18 protein-coding genes are annotated in these 23452 nt (G+C 71.8%); 10 read left to right on the top strand and 8 right to left on the bottom strand.

The window, feature by feature from the left end; all coding sequences use genetic code 11:
- Positions 1-95 precede the first annotated feature (95 nt).
- Positions 96-911: a crotonase/enoyl-CoA hydratase family protein gene (locus F4562_RS11460; protein ID WP_184538848.1), complete on the bottom strand. Its 816-nt coding sequence runs from the start codon at positions 909-911 to the stop codon at positions 96-98.
- 68 nt (positions 912-979) lie between these two features.
- The gene (locus F4562_RS11455) at positions 980-1786 is read right to left on the bottom strand and encodes an SDR family NAD(P)-dependent oxidoreductase (RefSeq protein ID WP_184538850.1); all 807 of its coding nucleotides are present in this window, start codon (positions 1784-1786) and stop codon (positions 980-982) included.
- A gap of 721 nt (positions 1787-2507) precedes the next feature.
- On the opposite strand from F4562_RS11455, the gene F4562_RS11450 reads away from it, so the two are divergent.
- The 7 genes from F4562_RS11450 to F4562_RS11420 all read left to right on the top strand — a co-directional run bounded on the left by F4562_RS11450 (position 2508) and on the right by F4562_RS11420 (position 10967).
- Complete coding sequence (locus tag F4562_RS11450; RefSeq protein WP_184538852.1) at positions 2508-4058, top strand: acyl-CoA synthetase; 1551 nt, start codon at positions 2508-2510, stop codon at positions 4056-4058.
- 60 nt (positions 4059-4118) lie between these two features.
- On the top strand, positions 4119-5021 hold the full coding sequence (locus F4562_RS11445; protein WP_184538854.1) for a Zn-ribbon domain-containing OB-fold protein: 903 nt from the start codon (positions 4119-4121) through the stop codon (positions 5019-5021).
- Between the two features lie 29 nt (positions 5022-5050).
- Positions 5051-6076: a thiolase family protein gene (locus F4562_RS11440; RefSeq protein WP_184538857.1), complete on the top strand. Its 1026-nt coding sequence runs from the start codon at positions 5051-5053 to the stop codon at positions 6074-6076.
- A gap of 25 nt (positions 6077-6101) precedes the next feature.
- Positions 6102-7256, top strand: coding sequence for a thiolase family protein (locus F4562_RS11435; protein ID WP_184538858.1), 1155 nt, complete (start codon positions 6102-6104; stop codon positions 7254-7256).
- A 17-nt stretch (positions 7257-7273) separates the two neighbouring features.
- Positions 7274-8863 (top strand): acyl-CoA synthetase, encoded by a 1590-nt coding sequence (locus F4562_RS11430; RefSeq protein WP_184538860.1) that lies wholly within the window; start codon positions 7274-7276, stop codon positions 8861-8863.
- A gap of 246 nt (positions 8864-9109) precedes the next feature.
- Positions 9110-10141 (top strand): hypothetical protein, encoded by a 1032-nt coding sequence (locus F4562_RS11425; protein WP_246473408.1) that lies wholly within the window; start codon positions 9110-9112, stop codon positions 10139-10141.
- Between the two features lie 73 nt (positions 10142-10214).
- The gene (locus tag F4562_RS11420; RefSeq protein WP_311733845.1) at positions 10215-10967 is read left to right on the top strand and encodes a hypothetical protein; all 753 of its coding nucleotides are present in this window, start codon (positions 10215-10217) and stop codon (positions 10965-10967) included.
- Positions 10968-11073: 106 nt separating this feature from the next.
- On the opposite strand, the gene F4562_RS11415 is transcribed toward F4562_RS11420, so the two are convergent.
- Complete coding sequence (locus F4562_RS11415; protein ID WP_184538864.1) at positions 11074-11811, bottom strand: nuclease-related domain-containing protein; 738 nt, start codon at positions 11809-11811, stop codon at positions 11074-11076.
- A 253-nt stretch (positions 11812-12064) separates the two neighbouring features.
- On the opposite strand from F4562_RS11415, the gene F4562_RS11410 reads away from it, so the two are divergent.
- From F4562_RS11410 to F4562_RS11400, 3 genes are all read left to right on the top strand, one after another.
- Entirely contained in the window at positions 12065-13522 is a 1458-nt protein-coding gene (locus tag F4562_RS11410) for an aldehyde dehydrogenase (NADP(+)) (protein WP_184538866.1), read from the top strand.
- Between the two features lie 72 nt (positions 13523-13594).
- The gene (locus F4562_RS11405) at positions 13595-14245 is read left to right on the top strand and encodes a TetR/AcrR family transcriptional regulator (RefSeq protein WP_184538868.1); all 651 of its coding nucleotides are present in this window, start codon (positions 13595-13597) and stop codon (positions 14243-14245) included.
- Positions 14242-15789, top strand: coding sequence for an MFS transporter (locus F4562_RS11400; RefSeq protein WP_184538870.1), 1548 nt, complete (start codon positions 14242-14244; stop codon positions 15787-15789). The genes F4562_RS11405 and F4562_RS11400 overlap by 4 nt, the downstream gene beginning before the upstream one ends.
- Positions 15790-16028: 239 nt before the next feature.
- Here the strand turns inward: F4562_RS11400 and F4562_RS11395 are convergent, their stop codons facing one another.
- The 5 genes from F4562_RS11395 to F4562_RS11375 form a co-directional block, all read right to left on the bottom strand.
- On the bottom strand, positions 16029-17339 hold the full coding sequence (locus F4562_RS11395) for a pectate lyase family protein (RefSeq protein WP_184538872.1): 1311 nt from the start codon (positions 17337-17339) through the stop codon (positions 16029-16031).
- 162 nt (positions 17340-17501) lie between these two features.
- Positions 17502-18824, bottom strand: a complete 1323-nt coding sequence (locus F4562_RS11390) for an ABC transporter substrate-binding protein (protein ID WP_184538874.1) — start codon at positions 18822-18824, stop codon at positions 17502-17504.
- Positions 18821-20347 (bottom strand): glycoside hydrolase family 43 protein, encoded by a 1527-nt coding sequence (locus F4562_RS11385; protein ID WP_221206158.1) that lies wholly within the window; start codon positions 20345-20347, stop codon positions 18821-18823. The genes F4562_RS11390 and F4562_RS11385 overlap by 4 nt, the downstream gene beginning before the upstream one ends.
- Complete coding sequence (locus F4562_RS36285; RefSeq protein WP_184538876.1) at positions 20341-22374, bottom strand: DUF6807 family protein; 2034 nt, start codon at positions 22372-22374, stop codon at positions 20341-20343. Before F4562_RS36285 ends, F4562_RS11385 begins: the two co-directional genes overlap by 7 nt.
- On the bottom strand, positions 22374-23426 hold the full coding sequence (locus F4562_RS11375) for a mandelate racemase/muconate lactonizing enzyme family protein (protein ID WP_375782459.1): 1053 nt from the start codon (positions 23424-23426) through the stop codon (positions 22374-22376). The genes F4562_RS36285 and F4562_RS11375 overlap by 1 nt, the downstream gene beginning before the upstream one ends.
- Between the last annotated feature and the right edge of the window lie 26 nt (positions 23427-23452).

The following is a 23452-nucleotide window of genomic DNA, read 5'->3' as shown; positions in this document are numbered from 1 at the left end:
GCTCTGCGGGGTCCGGTCCGGCCGGAGTACGGCGAACCGGGTCGTACGCGGGTCGTACGCGGGTCGTACGCGGGTCGCGCGCGGACCGGAACGGGTCAGGCACCCCGGTAGACCGCCGGACGCTTCTCCCGGAAGGCGCGTGCCCCCTCCTTGGCGTCCTCGGAGCCGATCACCGGCCAGCCGATCCCGTCGGAGACCTTCAGCGCCTCGGGCTCGGGCAGGCCGACGGTCTCCCGGTAGGTGCGCAGGATCGCCCGCACCGCGAGCGGGCCGCACTCGGCGACCCCGGCGGCGAGCTCCAGGGCGACCGGCAGGGCCTGGCCGTCGGGGACGACCCGGTTGACCAGGCCCATGGTGAGCGCCTCCCCGGCGGTGACGGCGCGGCCGGTCAGCAGGAGGTCCATGGCAAAGGCGTACGGGATCTGGCGGGGGAGCCGGACGGCGGAGCCGCCCATCGGGAACAGTGCCCGGCGCGCCTCGAACAGGCCGAGGGTCGCCGACTCGGCGACCACGCGCAGGTCGGTGCCGACCAGCAGCTCGGTGCCCCCGGCCACGGCGTACCCCTCGACCGCGCACACGATCGGCTTCGTCGGCAGCGCGCCGGAGTCGCGGAGCAGGCCCTTCCAGTGGTAGTCGGGGATCGCCGCGGCCCGCTCCCTGACCCGGGGGTCCGCGGACGGAGAGCCCATGGCCTTGAGGTCGGCGCCCGCGCAGAACGTCCCGTGCGCACCGGTCAGCACCGCGACGCGGACCTCCGGCTCCGCGGAGACGTACGCCCACGCCTCGGCCAGGCCGACCAGCATGTCCGTGGAGAGGGCGTTCCTGGCCTCCGGCCGGTCCATGGTGACGACGACGACGTGCCCGTCGCGCTCGATCCGGCAGTGCGGGGTGCTGATCGGCAGAAGCTCCATGGACTACCTCCGCTAGTTAGCCAAGCGCTTGTTGGGTAATCCTAGATCTCGCGACGGGCCGCCGCACCTCAGATCTCCTTGAGGAACCCGGAGTCGACGGCGAAGTCCGCTCCGGTCGTGCTCGCCGAGCGGGGCGAGACGAGCAGGGCGACCACGTCGGCGACCTCCCGCGGCTCGACGAGGCGCCCCGTGGTCAGCGCCATCATCTCCGGCGCGACATCGTCCATCACGGTGTCGCGGTCGGTGCCGGTCACGCCGGCGAGGATGTCGGCCGCACCGCCCTCCTCGGTCCACCACGCGGTGCGTACCGGGCCGGGGGAGACGGTGTTCACGCGGATGCCCCGGGAGGCGAACTCCTCCGACAGCGCCTTGGTGAGGTTGTTCATGCCGGCCTTCGCCGCGTTGTAGTCGACGTTCATGGGGGCCGGTCGGCGGGCGCCGCCCGAGGAGACGTTGACGATCGCGCCGCCTCCGCGCGCGAGCATCGCCGGGATGGCGGCCCGGATGGCGCGCACGGCGGAGAAGAGGTTGAACTCGAACATCGCCCGCCAGTCGTCATCGGTGGGGGTCAGGAACGACATGCGCGGCAGGCTCACCCCGGGCGGCGGGCCGCCGGCGTTGTTCACCAGGATGTCCAGCCCGCCGAAGACCTCCGTCGCGCGGGCCACGACCAGGCCGGGCGCCTCGGGGTCCGTCAGGTCGGCGGGGACGTGGACTAGGTCCGGCCCGGCGAGGGCGTCGAGTTCGGGGCTGCTGCCGCGGGAGGCCGCCACGACCTGGGCGCCTTCCTCCAGCAGCGTGCGGGTGACGGCCAGCCCGATGCCCTTGGAGGCGCCGGTGACGACTGCGACGCGTCCGGAAAGCTGCAGATCCATGATTTTCCTTTTCGTGGTCTCCTTTCCGGCCGACGGGACGGAAAGGAGAGGGCTTCGACGTGTGTTCGAAACTAGTTCGAATGGAGGGCTGGGGCTGGCGGGATCCGGACCGGCAGTTCCAGCGGAATTCGGCCCCGCAAAAGGCGGTTCGCGATCATCCAGGCGGAGTACTTCGGCGGTGTCGGCGGTCAGTGGGCCGCGGCGTTCGCCGGTGAGAGACGGCTGACGGCCGACGGGGCGTCGATCAACGAGGCGCTCGCCGCACTCGGCGTGCGGGCGTCCGCTCCGATGGACGAGTTCGACACGATCGGTCTCGGCACGTTCCGGAGCAACCCGGATCACCGTGACCGCTACATCGAGCTGTGTGACGAACTCGGCGTCTGAGGGTCCGCCCGGACGGGCACAGGCGGCCAGTACGGGTTCGAGGGGCGGCCGGAGCGGCCGGGCACAGGTGGACGGTACGGGTTCGAGGGGCGGCCGGCGCCCCGGCTCGCCGCAGACCGTGACCGCCCGCCGGCCGCGCGACCGGTAAGCGGGGGCTCCATGTCGGGGGGCCCAGTTTCAGATCAAGCGATTGCTCGGTATGCGGCCACGGGTTAGTCTGCCCATGCGTACGAGAACAGATTCTCGTTTCATCCCTCCCGTACCACCGGGCCTTGTCTCGAAATAGAGAACGTGATTCAGTCCGGTGGGCGGGGCCTTCGAGCGGAGGGGATCGTCGATGGGCACGCTCGGTTTCTGGCGACTGACGCAGGCGGACCCCGAGTGGATCGCCGCCGTGGATCCCGACGGCACCGAACACCGCGCCGGAGACCTGCTGGAGCGGGCCAACCGCCTCGTCCACGGGCTACGGGAGCTGGGCCTGCGAACCGGTGACGGAATCTGCGGCCTCGTCCCCAACGGCGCCGACGGGCTGCTCCTCTACCTGGCCGCCCTCCAGGCCGGGTGGTACTACACCCCGATCAACTGGCACCTCACCGGTCCCGAGATCGGCTACATCGTCGCCGACAGCGAGGCCCGCGCGTTCTTCGTTCACGAACGCCACGCGGAGGAGGGGATGCGCGGGGCCGTCGGGTCGGGCATCGCCGCCGACCGCGTCTTCGCGTTCGGGCACGTGCCCGGAGCGCGTCCCGTCACCGAGCTGACCGCGGGCCGTTCCGGCGCCGCCCCCGCGGACCGGACGGCCGGCGCCACCATGCACTACACCTCGGGCACCACCGGCAGGCCCAAGGGCGTGCGCCGGCCGCTGAGCGGCATGGACCCCGACGACGCCGCCGAGCTGATGACGTTCCTGCTCACCCTGTTCGGCATCACCCCGGGCAGGGAGAACGCCCACCTGGTCACCTCGCCGAACTATCACACGGCCGTCACCCAGTTCGGCGGGACCGCCCTGCACATGGGCCACACGCTCGTCTACATGGACCGGTGGGACGCCGAGGAGATGCTCCGGCTCTGCGACAAACACCGTGTCACCAACTCCCACCTGGTCCCCACCCACTTCAAGCGCCTGCTCGCCCTGCCCGGCGAGGTGCGGGCCAAGTACGACCTGTCCTCGCTGCGGTGGATGATCCACGCCGCCGCGCCGTGCCCCGTCCCCGTCAAGTGGGCGATGCTCGACTGGTGGGGCGACTGCGTCTACGAGTACTACGCGGCGACCGAGGGCGGTGGCACCATCGCCACCCCGCAGGACTGGAAGAGGTATCCGGGCACGGTCGGCACCGCCTGGCCGATCAGCGAGATCCTCGTCGTCGACGAGAACCTGGAGCCCGTCCCGGCCGGAACCCCCGGCACGATCTACATGAAGATGCGGGGCGTCGCCTTCGAGTACAAGGGCGACCGGGCCAAGACCGAGGCCGCCCGGCTGCGCGACCACTTCACCGTCGGCGACATCGGCTACCTGAACGAAGAGGGCTTCCTCTTCCTCTGCGACCGCAAGGCCGACATGATCATCTCCGGCGGGGTCAACATCTACCCGGCCGAGATCGAGAACGAGCTGATGGTCCACCCCAAGGTCGCCGACGTGGCGGTGTTCGGCGTCCCCGACGACGAGTGGGGCGAGCAGATCAAGGCCGTGGTCGAGCCGGCCGCGGGTCTCGCCCCCTCAGCCGAGCTGGCCGAGGAGATCCTCGGCTCGCTCCAGGGCCGCCTGTCGCGGATGAAATGGCCCAGATCCATCGACTTCATCGCGGAGATGCCGCGCGAGCCCAACGGCAAGCTCCTCAAACGCAAACTGCGCGACCCGTACTGGGAGGGACACGACCGTGCCATCTAGCCCATCCAGCCCGCCGACCGGCCGGTCGTCCGGCGGGACCGAGGCGCCCGGAAGGCGCCGATGACGCCGGACGTGCGGAACACGCAGGCCGAGCACACGCTGGAGTTCCCCGGCGGCTACACCCGCAGCACCGGACCGGTGATCGGCCGCTTCCTCACCGAGTTGCGCGACGGGCGCCTGGTCGGGGTGCGGACGGCCGCCGGGCGGACGCTCGTGCCGCCGCTGGAGTACGACCCGGAGACCGGCGACGCCGTCACCGGCGAGTTCGTCGAGGTCGGCCCGGCCGGGACGGTCGAGAGCTGGGCCTGGGTGTCCTCCCCCCACGCCGGCCACCCCCTGGACCGGCCGTTCGCATGGGCCCTGATCCGGCTGGACGGCGCCGACACCGCGCTGGTGCACGCCGTCGACGCCGGGGACGCCAAGGCGATGCGTCCCGGCATGCGCGTCCGTCCCCGCTGGCGGGCCGAGCGCGCCGGGCACGTCACCGACATCGAGAGCTTCGTCCCCGACGTCACCATGATCATCTCGAAGGTCCGCACCGAGTACCGGGTCAAGCCCGGCCTGTCGCTGGCCCGGTTCCTCGAAGGCGTCGCCGAGGGCGTCCTCGTCGGCTGCCGGTGCGGCTCCTGCGGCAAGGTGTACGTGCCCTACCGGCTCTCCTGCCCCGAGTGCGGGGTGGCCGTCACCGAGGAGGTGACGCTCCCGGACACCGGAACCGTCACCACCTTCGCCATCAACAACCTGCCCGACCCGCGAGCCCCCGAGGTGCCGTTCGTCTCGGCGTACATCCTGCTCGACGGCGCGGACATCCCGCTGATCGCCCTGGTCGGCGGGGTCCCCGCGCACGAGGTGCGGCAGGGCATGCGGGTGCGGGCGGTGTGGGTCCCCGAGGAGGAACGGACACCGTCGATGTCGAACATCAAGTGGTTCGCCCCCACCGGCGAACCGGACGTGGAGCTGTAGATGCCGGACACCCGGACGGGGAGCCGCGGATGCGCCAGGTAGCGGTCGTCGCGTTCGCGCAGACCCGGCACAGCGCCGACGACGAGGGGCTGAGCGAGCCCGAGATGATCCTGCCGGTCCTGGACGAGGTCAGGGAGCGGACGGGCCTGCGCAGGTTCGGCTTCACCTGCTCGGGGTCGTGCGACTACCTGGCGGGAGCGCCGTTCTCCTTCGTGTCCGCGCTCGACGCGCTCGGCGCGTGGCCGCCGATCTCGGAGAGCCACGTCGAGATGGACGCCGCCTGGGCGTTGTACGAGGCGTGGGTCCGGCTCCAGCACGGCGACGTCGACTCGGCCCTGGTCTACGGGTTCGGCAAGTCGTCCCAGGGTGACCTGCGGGAGATCATGACGCTTCAGCTCGACCCGTACTACCTGGCGCCTCTCGGCCTCGACCAGGTCTCCTTCGCGGCCCTCCAGGCGCACGCGGCCGGCGCGGACCGGGCCGCGCTGGACGGGATCGTGTGGCGCAGCCGCCGCGACGGCCGGGCCAACCCGTACGCCCTCGACCTGCCGGACCCGGAAGGCGAGGAGCCCGAGGTCGGGCCGCTGCGGCCCTACGACATCGCGCCGATCACCGACGGCGCCGCGGCGGTGGTGCTCGCCGCCGGTGACCTGGCCTGGGAGCTGTGTGAGAGACCGGCCTGGATCTCGGGCATCGCCCACCGCATAGAACCCCATTACCTGGGCATGAGAGACCTCGCCCGGTCGGCCTCCGCCGCCGATGCCGCACGAGCGGCGGGGGTCGGCAAGGGTCATGTCGACGTGGCCGAGCTGCACGCCCAGTTCAGCCACGAGGAGATCATCCTGCGCGAGGCGCTGGAGCTCCCCGACGGCACGGCCGTCAACCCCAGCGGCGGTCCCCTGGCGGCCAACCCGGTCATGGCCACCGGCCTCATCCGGATCGGCGAGGCGGCCCGGCGCATCCTGGACGGCACCGCGGGCCGCACCGTCGCGCACGCCGCGAGCGGCCCCTGCCTGCAGCACAACCTCGTCACCGTCATGGAGGGCCAGTCGTGAGGCGAGTCAGGAACGGTGAGCGACCATGAGCGGGAATCCGTGTGCGGTCATCGGGGTCGGCCAGACCCGTTACACGACCAGGCGGCGTGAGGTCTCCATCGCCGGGCTGGTCCGCGAGGCTGCGCTGCGTGCCCTGGAGGACGCGGACCTGACCTGGAAGGACATCGACGCGGTCGTCATCGGCAAGGCCCCCGACCTGTTCGAGGGCGTGATGATGCCCGAGGCGTACCTGGCCGACGCGCTGGGCGCCGCGGGCAAACCCGTGATGCGGGTGCACACCGCCGGATCGGTCGGCGGGTCCACGGCGCTGGTCGGCGCCTCGCTGATCCAGGGCGGCGTGCACGACCGGGTGCTGGTGGTGGCCTTCGAGAAGCAGTCGGAGTCGAACGCCACCTGGGCGCTCTCCACGCACCTGCCGTTCAACGCCTCGCTGGTGGTCGGCGCGGGCGGCTACTTCGCCCCGCACATCCGCGAGTACATCCGCCGCTCCGGCGCCCCCGCGCACGTCGGCCATCTGGTGGCGGTCAAGGACCGGCGCAACGCCCTGCGCAACCCGTACGCCCACCTGAGGATCCCCGGCATCACCGTGGAGATGGTCGAGTCGACCCCGATGCTCTGGGAGCCGATCCGCTACCTGGACACCTGCCCGTCCTCCGACGGCGCCTGCGCGATGGTCCTGGCCGCCGGGCACCGGCTCACCGGCGGCACCCCGGCCTGGGTCCTCGGCGCGGCGATGCGCTCCGAGCCGATCTCCCGCGCCGACCGCGACACGGTCAGCCCGCAGGCGGGCAAGGACTGCGCGGCGGACGTCTACCGGCAGGCGGGCGTCACCGACCCGCGGCGGGAGATCGACGTCGCGGAGGTCTACGTGCCCTTCTCCTGGTACGAGCCCATGTGGCTGGAGAACCTGGGGTTCGCCGCCGAGGGGGAGGGCTGGAAGCTCACCGAATCCGGGGCGACCGCCCTGGACGGCGACATCCCGTGGAACCCGTCGGGCGGCGTGCTGTCGAGCAACCCCATCGGCGCCTCCGGGATGATCCGCTTCGCGGAGGCGGCGCTCCAGGTCAGGGGCATGGCAGGGGAACACCAGGTGGACGGGGCCCGCCGGGCCCTGGGACACGCCTACGGGGGAGGCGCGCAGTTCTTCGCGATGTGGATGGTCGGCAGCGACAGACCCTGACCTCTCGGAGGGACCCGATGGAGTTCAACCACGCAGATCTGTTCGAGGGCCTCGCGGACGCCATCGGGGAGCGGACCGCCGTCGTCTGCGGCGACCGCCGCCTGACCTACGCCGAGCTGGACGCGCACGCCAACCGGCTCGCCCACCACCTCGAAAGCCGCGGGGTGCGGGCCGGGCAGCACGTGGGCGTGCACCTGTACAACGGCGTCGAGTACGTCGCCGCCCTGCTGGCCGCCCTCAAGATCCGGGCGGTGCCGGTCAACGTGAACTACCGCTACGTCGAGGCGGAGCTGCTCTACCTGTACCGGGACTCCGACATCGTGGCCCTGCTGTTCGACGTGGAGTTCGACGACCGGGTGGCGGCGGTCGCCCCGCGGGCCCCCGCGCTGCGGCACCTGATCGCGGTGGGCGGCCCGTCCCGGGTCGAAGGCGCGGTGCCGTACGAGGAGGCGCTGGCCGGGCAGCCGGAGACGCGCGGGTTCCCCCGCAGGTCGGGCGACGACCTGTACATCATCTACACCGGCGGCACGACGGGCATGCCCAAGGGCGTGATGTGGCGGACCGAGGACCTGTTCTTCGCCTTCGGCGGCGGGAACCCCTACGGCGAGCCGCGTTCCACCCCGCGCGAGGTGATCGAGGCGGCCGCGGCCTCGGGAGAGATGACCATGCTGGCCGCCGCCCCGCTGATGCACGGCGCCGCGCAGATGGCGACCTTCATCACCTGGTGCCTGGGCGGCACGATGGCGTACGTCCGCACGTTCGACGCGGCCGAGGTGCTGCGGACGATCGACCGGGAGCGGGTCCTCACGGTCAACATCACCGGCGACGCGATGGCCCGCCCGCTGGCCGACGAGATCGCCACCGGCGCCTACGACCTGTCGTCGCTGGTGGTGCTCAGCTCCACCGGCGCGATCCTCACCGGTTCCGTCCGCGACCGCCTGCTGGAGCTGCTGCCCGGCCGGATGATCGTCGACAGTTTCGGCTCCACCGAGTCGGGCTACACCGCCTCGGCGGTCCCGGGCTCGTCCCCCGAGACGGGGCTGAGGTACCGGGCCAACCCGCACGCCGGTCTGGCCGTGCTCAACGAGCTCCTGGAGCCGGTCGAACCGGGCTCGGGGGAGCTGGGCACGGTCGCCAAGGCCGGCCGCATCCCCTTCGGCTACTACAAGGACGAGGCCAAGACCGCCCGCACCTTCGTGACCGGCAAGGACGGCGTGCGCTGGCTGCTCACCGGGGACATCGCCAAGGTCGAGGAGGACGGCACCATCACCGTCTTCGGCCGGGGATCGGTGTGCATCAACACCGGCGGGGAGAAGGTGTTCCCGGAGGAGGTCGAGGCGGTGCTCAAGGGGCACCCGGCGGTCTTCGACGCGGTGGTCACCGGCATCCCGGACGAGCGGTGGGGCAGCAGGGTCGCCGCCGTGGTCGAACTCCGCCCCGGCGCGACGCCCTCGGCCGGGGAGCTCGACGCGTACTGCCGCAGGAGCATCTCCGGCTACAAGGTGCCGCGGACCTTCGCCTTCGTCGAGGAGATGGTCCGCTCCCCGGCGGGCAAGGCCGACTACCGCTGGGCCCGCCAGGTCGCCGAGGCGGCCGCTCGGGCCTGATCGCCGTAGCTTGGCCCGATGGCCTGCACGGATGCGCGGAGTCGGCATAAGGTCTTCGCGGCATGCCTCGATGTGGACGGGCCGCATCCGGGACTGCGAGACGGGGAGAGGAGGCCACAGGCGTTCGGAAAATCGCCTTGTTCAGTTGCCGATGGACGTATGGTGTTTCCTGAACATGGCGAGAGTGAGGCTGGCATGGAGGCATTGCCAAGACCGCAGAATGAGGCGGATGCTCTACGAGCAGGGATGACCGTGCTGGTCAGTCGGCTGCCGGCTGGCTGGACGATCCAGCCGTTGAAGGACACGGCGCTTTCCGATCACGGTGTCGACGCATCTGTGACGGTAATGGCACCAGACGGGGCCTCGGCCATCTTGGTGCTGGAGGCCAAACGCGTGGTGGAGGGGCGTGATGTCGTTGCCGTCCGAGATCGGCTGGCGCGCTTCACACGGCGGGCGCCCGGCAGTCGCGGCGTGGTCATTGCCGGGTACCTGTCGCCACCGGTACGCAAGCGCCTCTCTGACGCGGGTCTGTCCTATATCGACGCGACGGGGAACGTGCTTCTGGATGTGTCTCGCCCCGGACTGTACATAGCGACTCAAGGGGCCGACCGTGACCCGTGGCGTGGTCCCGGCAGGCCGCCGGGAACTTTGAAGGGCGCTCCGGCTGCGAAGATCGTGCGCGCATTGCTGGACTACGACAGAGCGTGGAGGATTCGCGAACTGGTCGACGCCGCCCGTGTTTCCACGGGATCGACCTATCGCGTGATTGAGTTCCTGAAGAGTGAAGGGCTGGCGGTGCGCGGCGAATCGGGCATGGTGACCGTCCCTGACTGGGTCGCCTTGCTGCGGCGCTGGAGCGGCGACTACGGGTTCGTGAGAAACAGCCGTGTCACGCGATGGATAGCACCGAGAGGGCTGCCGGACATCGTGAAGCGTGCCGCAGGCAGCCCCGTCCGATATGCCGTGACAGGGACTTTGGCCGCCGCTGAATGGGCTGCATACGCGCCGGCTCGCTCTGCGATGATCTACACGGCGGATGCCGGACGGACTGCACAGCTATGGGGGCTTCGTGCAGCCGAAGCCGGGGCGAATGTGATGCTGGCCGAACCCGGTATCGACGTCGTCTTCACACGTACCGTCGTCACCGCGTCCGATCTCACGATTGCGGCCCCGGCGCAGGTCGCCGTCGATCTCATGACCGGCCCCGGGCGTAGTCCGTCCGAAGCCGAAGAACTCATCGAATGGATGATCCGGAATGAATCCTCCTGGCGTAGGTAACAGGGATCTTCTCGTCCGATCCCGCTCTGCCCTTCTCGACGCGCTGGAAGCACTGGACGCTCATCGTGACGCAGTGATCGTGATCGGTGCTCAGGCTATATATCTACACACCGTAGGAACCCCCGTCGCGCTCGCCGAGGCGACCAAGGACAGCGATCTCGCGCTCGATCCGAGGAAGCTCGATGACGATCCACTCGTGGAGGAGGCCATGAGCAGTGCGGGCTTCTACCGTGACACCGCTACCGGACAACCTGGTGCATGGCTGAACGCCGAAGGAGTCCCCGTCGACCTGATGGTGCCCGAAGCCCTGGCTGGGCCAGGTTCGAAAGACACGCGTGGAGCCCGCATACCACCGCATGGCCGCCGGGTCGCCCGCCGTGCCCGCGGTCTCGAAGCTGCCATGGTCGACAACGCGGTCATGGAGGTCGCCGCCCTTGACCCGGACGATCCACGTACGTACCGAGCCAGGATCGCGGGGCCCGCTGCGTTGCTGGTCGCCAAGCTCCACAAGATTTCTGAACGCGCCACCGGGTCACCGCACCGGTTGCATGACAAGGACGCCCACGACATATACCGCATCCTGATTGACGTCGACACCGTCGAGTTGGCATCTTCCTTCAACCTTCTGCGCCGTGCCTCCGTCAGCAGTGAGACGACGGGCCAAGCCGTCAAGCACTTGGTTGACTTGTTTGCGACCGGACCGGACGCGCTCGGTGCGTCAATGGCCGGACGTGCGGAGGAGGGAATCGGTGAACCCGAGACGGTCGCCCTGTCGGTGTCCCTCCTGGCAGCCGATCTCATTCAGGCGCTGGAGCATGTCCGATGAGCGGCTGATCGTTGCCCGACGGCGTCGGTACCCGGCCTTGTGACATCTGGTGGCGGTAGACGTAACCTCACTGCGAAAAGCGCTTGTCGTCTCCGCGAGAAAAGCCTCAGCCGGTGTACGGCGGGAACAACCGCTCGGCCGCCTCGCTCAGCCGGGCCACCTCCTCGGCGCTCAGCCGGCCGGTGCCCCGGGTGATCCAACCCCGCACCTGGGAGGCCCGCAGCAGCGGCACACCCTCCACCCGGATGACCCGCAGCAGGGGGACGTTCGGGCCGTGGATCGCCAGCAGCGGGGTGACGTCGACCGGACGGCCGGTCGCCCGGCCCAGTACCTCGGCGACGCGCCGCGACTCGTACCGGACCGACCGCACGGCCTTGTCCCCCCAGGTCCCCCCGATGTGGACGTACCGGCCGCGCCGGGTGACCCGCCTGTCCTTCCTCCAGTTCTTTGTGTCCACGACGAACACGCCCGTGCTCCCGATCACCAGGTGATCCACGTTCGCTCGGGACGACGGCAGGGCCCGATCGTGCAGCACCGTGTATCCGCGCCGCCGCAGAGGCCGCAGCATCCGCGCGGTCCTGCGTTCCCCCTGTGCGCCTTTGCGCCATGTCCGCACCGCCTCATGGCTCCGCCACCGGTGCACGGTGTCGGCCAGGGCCACGACCGCCGCGACCACCGCGGCCGCCCACCAGTTCCACAGCCATCCCACCACCAGGAAGGCCGCCAGGGTCAGCGCCGCCCGCACGACGAGTCGCCGGCGGCGGCCCTCGGCCCACAACTCGCGGTAACGCTCCTGCGCCGAGCTTCCGGCGCCGTCGGAGAGCCCGGGACGGGAAACGGCCATCGGTCGACCTCCGGAGGGGAACGGAGACGGGCACGAGGGAAGCACTTCCACAAGCACCTTCACCGTACGCGCCGACCTCCGGCGCCGCGGGTCCGGCCGCTCTTCGTCCGGATGCGGCCACCGCCGGAGCGGGTGACGGCCGGCTGTCCCGCATTCCGGATCGGGCCGGGTGGCCCTCGCGAAAAGTCGTACCGTATGGGGGTGATTCAGCACGCGTCGGCGTGGTCGTAGACGGTGATGAAAGGCTCTTTCCTTGATCCACTCATTCAATCCCCGAACCGGCGAGTCCTTCGGAGACCCGTTCCCCCTGACTTCGGACGACGAGGTCGACGCGACCGTCGCGGCGGCCCTGACCGCGGGCGCGGCCTGGCGGTCCGCGGACCGGGCCGCGACGCTCGACGCGGTGGCGGCGGTGCTGGAGGCGAACGTCGAGGAGCTGTGGCAGACGGCCGACGCCGAGACGGCGCTGGGCGAGACCCGGCTGCGCGGTGAGGTGGCCCGTGCCGCCGGGCAGTTCCGGCTCTTCGCCCAGGTGCTGCGCGACGGCGGCTACCTGGAGGCCGTCATCGACCACGCGACACAGCAGCCGCCCGTCCCCGACCTGCGGCGGATGAACCACCCGTTGCCCGGGGTGGTCGGCGTCTTCGCGGCGAGCAACTTCCCCTTCGCCTTCTCGGTCGCGGGCGGTGACACCGCCTCCGCGCTGGCCGCCGGATGCCCGGTGGTGGTCAAGGCCCACGACGGTCACCCGCGCACCTCGGAACTGTCGGCGGAGATCGTCCGGGGAGCGCTGCCCGACCCGGCGCTCCTCGGCATGGTCCGGGGGCTCGACGCGGGCAAGCGGCTGGCCCGGCACCCCTCGGTGGCGGCCGTCGGGTTCACCGGTTCCATCCCGGGCGGCAAGGCCATCCAGGAACTCATCAACGAGCGCCCCGATCCCATCCCCTTCTACGGCGAGCTGGGCAGCGTCAACCCCGTCGTCGTGCTGCCCTCGGCCTCCCGCGACGGCCTCGCCCAGGGGTTCGCCGCCTCGCTCACCCTCGGCGTGGGCCAGTTCTGCACCAACCCGGGGCTGGTGTTCGTCCCCGACGACGTCGAGCTGCTGACCTCGCTCGCCGAGGCGGTCACCGCCACCACCGGCGGGCCGATGCTGACCGAGCGCATGCACGGCGGCTACCTGCGCGGCCTGACCAGGCTCGGCAAGCTCACCTCCCTGGCCGAGGGGCAGCCGGGTGAGGGGGCGTTCGCGGTGGCCCCGCAGGTGTTCGTCACCGACCTGCCGTCGTTCGCCGCCGACATGGCCGAGCTCGCCGAGGAGTGCTTCGGCCCGGCGGCGGTCGTGGTGGTCTACGGCGACCCGGCGGAGCTGCCCGCCGTCCTCGACCGCCTGGACGGGTCGCTGACCGCGACGATCCACGCGACCGACCCGGACGAGGCGCGCGCGTGCGCCGAGGTGCTGCTGCGCAGGGCGGGCCGGCTGATCTGGAACGGCTGGCCGACCGGCGTCGCGGTCCGCTGGGCCATGCACCACGGCGGTCCCTGGCCCGCCAGCACCGCGGCCGCGCACACCTCGGTGGGCGCCGCCGCGATCCGCAGGTGGCTGGTCCCCACCACCTACCAGGACTGGCCGGCCGAACTGCTCCCGCCCGCCCTCCGCGACGACAACCCCCTCGGCATCCCCCGCCGGGTCGACGGAGCCCTGGCCGGCTGAGCCCGGACGCGGCACTGACATGGTGATGTATCGTCTGAGACAAAGATGTCTCAGACGATGCGGAGCTGTCCGATGGCTGTGAGCCGCGACCAGATCATCGCCGCGGCGATCCACCACCTCAACCGAGATCCGGCCGCGTCGATGGCCGAGCTCGCCGAAGCGGCCGGGGTGAGCCGTGCCACGCTCCACCGGCACTTCGCCGGTCGGGAGGAGCTGCTGCTGGCCCTCGGCCGCCGCGCGCTGGACCGCTGGGAACAGGCCCAGCGCGTCGCGGGGGTCGAGGAGGCCGCGGCCTCGCGCGACCCGTCCCGCATCTCCGCGGCACTGGGCAGGATGCTGGTCGAGCTCATCGACGAGGCGGAGGAGTACGACTTCGCGCTCACCGACATCGCGATGAACGAGGCGCCCGAGCTGCGGGAGCGCAGCGACGTGCTGGAGGCCAAGGAGCTCGAACTGTACCGGGCGGCGCAACAGGCCGGTGTGCTCCGGCCGGACCTGCCCGTCCGGTGGATCAGCAACACCGTGTACGGCCTGCTGCTCGCCGTACGGGACAGCCTGCGCCGTGGCGACGTCGCCCGGCGGGACCTGCCGCAGGTGCTGCACGAGACCTTTTTCCACGGCGCCGCCGCCCGTGACACGCGGGACGTTGCCCGTGACACGCAGGACGTTGCCCGTGATGCGCGGGACGCCGTCCGTGACACGCGGGACGGGGGGACGGCATGACGCTCGCCTCGGCGGCCGGGCCGGTCACCGGCCCGGCAGCGCCGCACCCCCGGCGGTGGGCCGGGCTGGCCGTGCTGTCGGCGAGCCTGCTGCTCGTGGTCATGGACATGACCATCCTCAACGTCGCCCTGCCCGCGATCTCCGCCGACCTGCGTCCCGGCGCGGTCGAGCTGCTGTGGATGGTGGACGTCTACAGCCTGGTGCTGGCCGGCCTGTTGGTCACGGCGAGCGCGCTGGGCGACCGGTGGGGCCGCAAGAAGATGCTGCTCACCGGCTTCGCGATCTTCGGTCTGGCGTCCACGACGGTGCTCTGGGCCGGTTCGCCGGCCCAGGTGATCGCCGTGCGGGCACTGCTCGGCGTCGGCGGCGCGATGATCATGCCGTCCACGCTCTCCATGATCCGCACCCTGTTCCCGGACGCGCGGGAACGGGCCACCGCGCTGGGCGTCTGGTCCGCCATGGCGTCGCTCGGCGCCGCGCTCGGGCCGATCCTGGGCGGGTTGCTGCTGGAACACTTCAGCTGGCACGCCGCGTTCCTGGTCAACGTGCCGGTGATGGCGGTGGCGGTCGCCGCCGGTCTCTTCCTCCTCCCCGAATCGCGCAACCCCGCCCCGGGCCGCTGGGACGCGGCCGGTACGGTGCTCTCGATCGCCGGTATGGTCGCGCTGGTCTACTCGATCAAGCAGTTCGGCAAGGAGGGCGTGGCCGTCCCCGGAGCCTGGGTCGCCCTGGGCGTCGCGGCGGTCACCCTCGGCTGGTTCGCGCGGCGCTGCCTGACCCGGCCCGACCCGTTGCTGGAGGTACGCCTGTTCCGCAGCCGCCCGTTCAGCGCGGGTGCCCTGGTCGCGGTGACCACCTCGGTGGCGATGGCGGCGATGATGCTGCTGATGGCCCAGTGGATGCAGCTCGTCCAGGGGTACTCCCCGCTGGAGACCGGGGTGCGGCTGTTGCCGACCGCGGTGGGTGCGCTGCTGGTGTCACCGGTGGCGCCGGCGCTGGCCTCCCGGATCGGGACGCGCGCGGTGCTGTCCGGTGGCCTGGCGGTGTCCGGGCTGGGCTTCGGGATGCTGGCGGTGGCGCCCATGACCTACCCGTGGGTCGCGGCGGCGCTGTTCCTGGTCGGCCTCGGCATGGGGTCGCTGGCCATCGCCTCGGCGGCCATCATGGCGGGTGCCCCGCCGGAGAAGGCGGGCAGCGCAGCCGCGGTGGAGGAGACCTCCTACGAGCTGGGCGGCCTGCTCGGCGTCGCGGTGCTCGGCAGCGTCGCGGCCGCCGTCTACCGAGGTTCGCTGCCGCAGGCGCCCGTGGAAGGCGTCCTCTCCGGTGCGGCGGCCGACGCGGTCCGCGAGTCGCTGGGCGGCGCGCTGGAGGTCGCCCAGCGGGCCGGGACGGCGGGGGCGGAACTGGTCCGGCAGGCGAAGGCGGCCTTCAGCCTGTCACTGGAGGTGACCGGCCTGGCCGGAGGCGGGCTCATGCTGGTCGCCGCGCTGGTCGTCTGGTGGCTCGTCCCCCGCGACCTCGACGTCACCGCGGGCCACCACTGAGATCTCGCCGCGGATCACCACCGGGCGTCGCCGCGGGTCACCACTGAGACGTCGCCGCGGGTCGCCACCGAGCGCCACCGCAGACCGTCGCGGCCATCACCGCCGGGAGGCGCCGGGAAACGCCAGGCCAACACCGGAACGCCGCCGAGCCGCCGGGCCGGCGGGCCAACACCGCAACACCGCCGAGTCGCCGGGGTGGCGGGGACTCACCGTGAGCCCTCCGCCACCCCGGGATCGCGCTAGCGGATCTCGCCGACGCCCGCGTGGCGGGAGACGGACCGGCGCACCGACTCGGCCGGGTCGATCCCGGTGTGCAGGGTGGGCGTCCAGCCCGCGTCGGCACCGAGGTCGGGGTCGTTGGCCGCGTTGTAGACGGCGACCAGGTCGATCGGGCCGACCTTGCCGCCGACGCGCAGCACGTCGCCGCGCGCGGTCAGCGAGGTGCCGCCCCAGTTGTACAGCAGCTTCGCCGGGTCCACCGCCCGGCTCAGGCGGAAGAAGTTGTTCTCGGCGAAGATCTGCGACTGCACGCCCACGCCGAGCGCGTACTCGAACGTCGAGGCGTCCGGGATCTCGTAGTAGTTGTTGTAGACGTGCACCTGGCCGAAGCGCACGCGCGGCAGCCGCTGGAGCACGTCGTCGAAGTGGTTGTGGTGCACGGTGACCTTCAGCTTGCCCGCGTCGGTCGCCGGGTTGTTGGTCGAACCGATCAGCATGGTCTTGTCGTGGCCGGAGAACCGGTTCCACGAGGCCGTGACGTAGTTGGACCCGGAGGTGATGTCCAGCTGCCCGTCGTGCACCTGGTACGGCCGGCCGAAGTGGAGCGGCTGACCGGAGTCGGGGTTGTCGCCGTCGGTGAAGGTGTTGTGGTCCACCCACACGTGCGTGGAACCGGTGACGGAGATGTTGTCGTAGAGGGAGTTCCAGTTGCCCTCGGCGCCGTCGGTCGGGTCCCACTGCGGGAAGCAGTCGGCGGAGTCCTCGAAGGTGATGTTGCGGATGATGACGTTGTCGGCCTTGTCGACGTGCAGGTTGATCCCGCGGATGACCGCGTTCCCGCCGAGGCCGACGATGGTGGTGTTCGAGCGGACCTTGAGCTTGATGTCCTTCGTCTGGTTGGCCGCGGAGGCGGCCCGCGCGTCCTCCAGCGGGCCCGACGGCTCGGCGTCCCTGCCCCACACCGCCGGGTCGTAGGCGGCGAGGTAGGCGTCCAGGCTGTAGCCGGCCGCCGTGTAGTCGGCGCAGGTCTTGGCAGGCTCGACCGTCCCCTTCACATAGATGATCTTCGGTGACGGGGCGGCGAGCGCGGCGGCCAGTTCGTCCCGGGTGGACACGGTGTACACGTTCGACGCGGGTGCGGCGGAGCCACCGGTGGTGCCGGTGCCCTCGGCGGCCCAGCCGTCGTTCGCGGGCAGGGTCCGGCGGCCGAGGTCTGTGCCCGGTCCGCCTGCGGAGAGGCCCGGGGGGAGGGGATCGGCGGAAGCGGAAGCGGCCGGGGCGGTGAGGACCGCGAGAGAGAGCAGGGTGGTGAGCGCGACGGCTCGTTTCATGGGGGGTTCCTCCGCTGGTTCAGGTGGGGAGGGAGAGGCTCGGCGCGGCCTCTGGTTCAGGTGGGGAGGGGAGGACTCGCGTGGCCTCCCGGAAGGCGGAGGCGGGCACGCCCGGTCAGGAGGGAGCGCCCGCCCACGGCTCAGGTGCGGCTCAGGTGCCGCTCAGCCGCCGTTGCGCTGCTTGTACGACGCCTGCGCCTCGGTCAGCTTGGCCGCGAAGGCGTCCAGGAACGCCTTGGCGGTCAGGTTGCCCTGCAGCACCTTCTGGAACTCCGGCTCCATGTCGGTCTTGGTGATCGCGTTGAACTCCGGCAGGTGGTAGGGCATCTGGACGACCTTGGTCGCCGGGTCGTTGAGCACCTTGACCGCCGTGGAGATGTGCTGCAACCCGTCGATCCACGGCTCGTCGTTGACCTCGGTGTTGGCCGGCAGCACACCGGTCTTCTCCGCCCAGTAGCTGTTCATCGCCTTGGAGGCGGCGAACTCGGCGAACTTGTACGCGGCGTCCTTCTTCTCACCGGCCGCGAACACGCCGATGCCCGAGACCGGGTTGGACAGGATCGCCTGGACGCCGTTGTCGGCCTTGGGCACGGCCATGGCCGCCACCTTGTCCGCGCCGAGCGTCTTCAGGTGGTCCTGGTACGACCCCAGGTTGTGCTGCATGATCCCGATGTTGCCGCCGTCGAACTGGGCGACCATCTTCGCGTAGTCGTTGCTCACGTCGGCCTCGGGCGTGACCTTCTTGTACAGGCCCGCGAGCCGCTCCAGGGCCGCCACGTTCTTCGGGTCGTTGACCGTGGCCTTGCCGGAGGCGTCGAAGATCTCGGTGATGCCCGACTGGCCGTACACGACCTCCAGCATCTGCGCGATCGAGCCGGCGCCGCCGCGGATGGTGAAGCCGTACCGGTTCTTGGCGGTGTCGGTCAGCTTCTCGGTGGCGGAGAAGAAGTCGTCCCAGGTCTTGGGTGCTTCGAGCCCGGCCTCCTTGAACCAGTCCGTCCGGTACCAGAAGATCCCCATGTTGGTGGACATCGGCACCATGTAGGTCTTGCCGTCCGGCACGGTCGCCTTGACCGTGTTCACGACCTGCTCGTTGAGCTTGCCGTTCAGCGCGCCGCCGGAGATGCGGTCGTCCACCGGGTCGAGCGCCTTCTGCGCCACCAGGCTCGACAGCATCGCGGTGGAGACGCCGCCCACGTCGGGCAGGCCGCCGCCGGCGATGGCGGTGTCGTACTTCTGCTGGACCTGGGCGATCGGGATGCCGACGTACTTGACCTCTATCGTGGGGTTCGCCTTCTGGAACTCGGCGATGATGTGCTGCCACACCGGGGTCCGCGCGGGACCGCCGTTGTCGTCCCAGAAGGTGATGCTGGTCTTGCCGCCGGAGGACCCGCCGTCCGACTCCCCGGAGCCGCAGGCGGCCGCTCCCGAGCCGAGCAACAGTGCCGTGGCCAGGACCGCCAGGCGCTTCGAGCGTGTCGTCATTGCTCTCTACCTCTCTGTGTCATGTCCCCCGACTCCGCTGTGACGGTGAATCCGCCGAACTCCGCGTGGTCTGTCGTGCCGTCGGCGAACAGCGCGAGCACCGCCCCCACCCAGGCGCCAGGGGTGGCCCGGAAGGCCGGGCCGATCTCCCCCCGGTCGGTCCCGAACCGGCAGAGCGCGCCGGGCCCGACCGTGACGCTCAACCGCGCCGCGGCCTCCGGCACGGGGATCGGCGGCGCGAGGTCCGCTCCGTCCGCCCGGCAGACCAGCCGGGGTCCGCCGGGCGTGTTCTCCAGGCCCACCCAGGCGTAGGTCCCGCCCAGTACGGCGAGTCCGGCGCGCTCGCCGGTGAGCCGCAGCGTCGTGCTCGCCGTGAACGTCTCCGCGGGGAAGCGCTGGGTCAGCACGTCCCCGCGCAGCCGTGGATCCTCCGGGCCGGGGCGGCACTCCAACCGGAGCCTCCCGCCGTCGAGCGCCCACCCGGCGGGATCGGGATCGGCGTTCCAGCTCCACTGGAGCCCGAGCCCCGGCCCGGAGAAGTCGTCGTCGGTCTGCGGCGCGGTGACACGCCCGCCGGCCACCGGCTTGCGGTACCCGGCCACCGGGCGGCCGCGGTCGCCGATCACCGGCCAGCCGTCCTCGTCCCACCGCATCGGCTGCAGGTGGACCACCCGCCCGTACGGCCCGCGGTCCTGGAAGTGCAGGAACCAGTCGGTGACGGGCCCGCCGCCGTCCGCCGCCGGGTGCCCGGCGTCCGCCGTGCCGGGCGCCAGGGTGACCCACCCGCCCTGGTGCGGCCCGTTGACGCCGGTGTCGCCCTGCTCCAGCACGACCCGGTGCTCGTAGGGGCCGGTGATGCGACGGGAGCGGAACGCCGACTGCCAGCCGGTCGCCACCCCGCCCGCCGGGGCGAAGATCCAGTACCACCCGGCGTGCCGGTAGACCTTCGGGCCTTCGAGCGTGTGACAGCCCGGGATCAGTTCGCCGTCGACGACCACCTCCCCGTCGTCGAGCAACCCGGCGGCGTCCCCGGTCATCCGGTGCAGGGTGAGCCGGTTGTTCACCCCGGCGCGGCTGCGTGCCCAGCCGTGCACGAGGTAGGCCCGGCCGTCGTCGTCCCAGAACGGGCACGGGTCGATCAGGCCCCGGCCCTTCTTCAGCAGGTGCGGTTCACGCCACGGTCCGGCCGCGTTCTCGGCCGTGGTGACGTATATCCCCTCGTCGGGGTCGCCGTAGAAGATCCAGAACATGCCGTCGCGGTACCTGATCGACGGCGCCCACACCCCGCGGCCCGGCCTCGGTTCGGCGGGGCCCCGCAGCAGCGCGTGACCGATGATCTCCCAGTTGACCAGGTCCCGCGAGTGCAGGATCGGCAGCCCGGGGACCTTGGAGAAGCTGGAGGCCGTCAGGTAGAAGTCGGTGCCCACCCGGATCACGTCGGGGTCGGAGAAGTCGGCGTTCAGCACCGGGTTGCGGTAGGTGCCGTCGCCGTTGTCGGCGACCCACGGCCGGCCGGTCACCACGGGACCTCCGCCGCGAGCGCCGCCGCACCGGCGCGGTCCAGCGGCCCGTCCACGACGACGGTGACCACCCGCCGGGTCAGGGTGTCCCCGACGAGCAGCGGGGTCTCCCAGGCGAGCGCGGGGCCCACGCCCGGGTAGTCGGTGACCCGGACGAACCAGGGGTCGATTCCCCCGCCGGAGAAGGCGGCTACCCCGTCGGCCTCCGGCCGCGGGCCGCCCCCGCCCGGGGCCGGTGGCTGGAGGAAGAGCAGCGTCCACTCCGGCGACGTCATGGCCAGCCAGGGGGCGGTCGAGCCGTGCACCGCGTCCTCGCCCTCCGCGTCGCGGGTGAGGACCCGCCGCTCTGGCGCGGACCCCGGCGCCCGCCAGAAGAAGCCGCCGTACCCGGCGCCGGCCCGCCCCTTGGTGGCCGAGCTCCTGACCGGCAGCGGCCGGCCGGTGAGGTTCGTCAGGGTGAAGGAGACGTCGAGTGCCCAGCACCCGTTCAGCTCCACCGCCCGGACGGTTCGCTCCTCGCGGGCGATCTCGGTGCCGTCCGGCCCCTCCCAGGCCAGCGACGCGCCGAACCCCGAGTCGTCCCGCCAGGAGAATCCCAGGTGGCGCTGGGTTCCGTGGTCGCCGAGCCAGGCCGGTCCGCGGTCGCGGACGTACGTGCGTCCGCCCCAGAAGTTGCTCCCGCCCAGGTCGGAGATCGCGATGCCGGCCCCGAGGTGGTGCACGTGGTCGGCGGGGGCGACCTCGGTCACCACCGTCCCGCCGAGCGTCCGCACCGGGTGCAGGTACGGCCGGGGGGAGGACGTCCGCGGCACCTCGGGTGCCACGACGTACTCGGCGACCGGCCGCCCGTGCGCCAGCAGCACCGGCCGCGGCGACCTCGCGCCGCCCGCGCCGCCTGCGCCGCCCATGCCGCCCGCGCCGCCCGTGTCGGCGACCCCGGGCAGGTCGCGGGTCCACGGGACACGGAGCTCGGAGTAGAGCGCCAGCCGTTGCGCGCTGGCCGCCGTCACCTCGGCGATCCTGGGCAGCACCCGCCGCTCGTCGCCGATCTCCTGGAACAGGTCGGGGATGCGCCGGGGTGCCGGCGCGAGCCGCACCGCCTCCAGCACACGCATGAAACCGGCCGTCCGCTCCAGCGGGACGAGCAGCTCCGCCCCCCGCCGGACATGCGCGACGAGGTTCTCCAGCAGGTCGGTCCTGGGGTACACCGTGGAGGTCCCGGCGAACTCGACCCGGTCCTCGGTGTAGGTCAACCGGATCCGCCCGGTCGTACCGTGCACGATCAGGTACGGTTCGTGCCGCCGGTCCGCGCACAGGGAGACCGCGACGGTCACCGTCGTCCCGTCGTTCAGGCGCACCCGCGCGCACGAGGTGTCGTCCGCCTCGATGTCGTTGGCGCGGTAGAGCTCGACCCGGACGTCCGCGACCTCGGCGCCGGAGACGGCCAGCGCGGTCGCCGTCGCGTGCGCGAGCGGGTTGGTCAGCACGCCGTCGACCACGGGCACGCCGTCGATCTCGCGCCGTCCCGCCCAGGGCACCCGGCCGTAGTAGGAGTAGGGACGCTCCCACGCCCCCGCGGCCCCCACCCCGGTGACCTGGCCGATCACCCCGTCGGCGACCATCTTCCTGATCGCCGGGATCGCCGCCGAGCCCAGGCTCTGGAACCCCACCTGGCAGGCAAGCCCGGTCTCCCGGACGGCCGCGGCGATCCGCTCGTAGCCGGCGTACGTGGCGGCGGGCGGTTTCTCCAGCAGCAGGTGCGACCCGGCGCGCAGCGCCCGCTCCGCCAGGTCCGCGTGGGTGTGGATGGGTGTGCACAGGATCGTCACCTCGGCGCGGACCCGTTGGATCAGCCCGTCCAGGTCGCCGTCACCGGTGAACTCCACCCCGGCGGGCAGGTCGTCCACCGGCCGCACGTCGCACACCCCGGCCAGCTCGACCAGCCCGGCCTCGGACAACCGCCGCAGGTTGTCCAGGTGCCACCAGCCGTGCCCGTGTGCCCCGGCCAGCACCACGCGAACCGGTTCCATCACACCGTCTCCCATCGAAGTCCCAGGCCGCGGTGGTCGCCGGCGCGCAGCTCGCCCGCCTTCACCGAGATCGGATACGGCTCGGAGATCAGGCCGAGCGCCGCGAAGGACGCGTCCTCGACCTCCTCGGCCATGCACGGCAACGGCAGGGCCAGGGCGAGCTGCCCGGAGACCTCCGGCAGCAGGTGCGGGTAGACCGGCACGCCGAACGTCCTGGCCAGCTCGGCGATCCGCAGCAGCGGGGTGATCCCGCCGACCCGCACCACGTTCGGCTGAAGGATGTCGCACGCCCCCGCGGTCAGCAGGTCCCGGAAGTCGTAGACGGAGTAGGCGCTCTCCCCGACCGCGATCGGCACCCCGGCGGTGGCCCGCAGCCGGGCGTGGCCCTGCACGTCGTCGGCGGGCAGCGGCTCCTCCACCCAGTGCAGCCCGAACTCCGCCAGCGCCGCGATGGCCCGCCGCGCCCGGGGCAGGTCCCAGCGCTGGTTGGCGTCCACCATGAGCAGGGTGTCCGGCCCGATCACCTCGCGTACCGCGGCGACCCGCGCCACGTCCTCCTCCAGCGCGTCCCGGCCCACCTTGACCTTGACCGCCGGGTAGCCCGCGGCCCGCCACCGGCCCGCCTGCGCGATGAGCTCCTCCAGCGAGTAGTGCAGGTTCACGCCGCTGCCGTACACCGGCACGCTGTCCCGGCGCCGGCCGAGGGTGTCGACCAGGCCGTCCTCACCGCAGCGCAGGTCCCACAGCGCCAGGTCCACCCCGGCCATCGCGATCGTGGTCAGCCCGCCGCCGCCCGCCTCGCGCAGGTGCCGCCAGAGCCGGTCCCAGACGACCTCCGGATGCGGCTCCAGACCGACGACGGCCTCACGGATCTCGCCGTCCAGCAGGGCCCGCACGGCGCGGGCCCCGATCTGCGGGGTCCACGAGAACCCGGTCCCGGTGCGCCCGTCGGACAGGGTCAGCGTGACGACCACGACGTGGTTGGCGGGCACGTCGGCCCCCCACGGCCGCGGCAGCGCCACGGTCCGCGCCGTCGTCTCCAGCGCGGTGATCACCGGCCGCCCACCGCGCACCGCCC

This window comes from Streptosporangium becharense (assembly GCF_014204985.1).
GTDB lineage: Bacteria > Actinomycetota > Actinomycetes > Streptosporangiales > Streptosporangiaceae > Streptosporangium > Streptosporangium becharense.
This window is presented reverse-complemented; position numbering and strand designations above follow the sequence as displayed.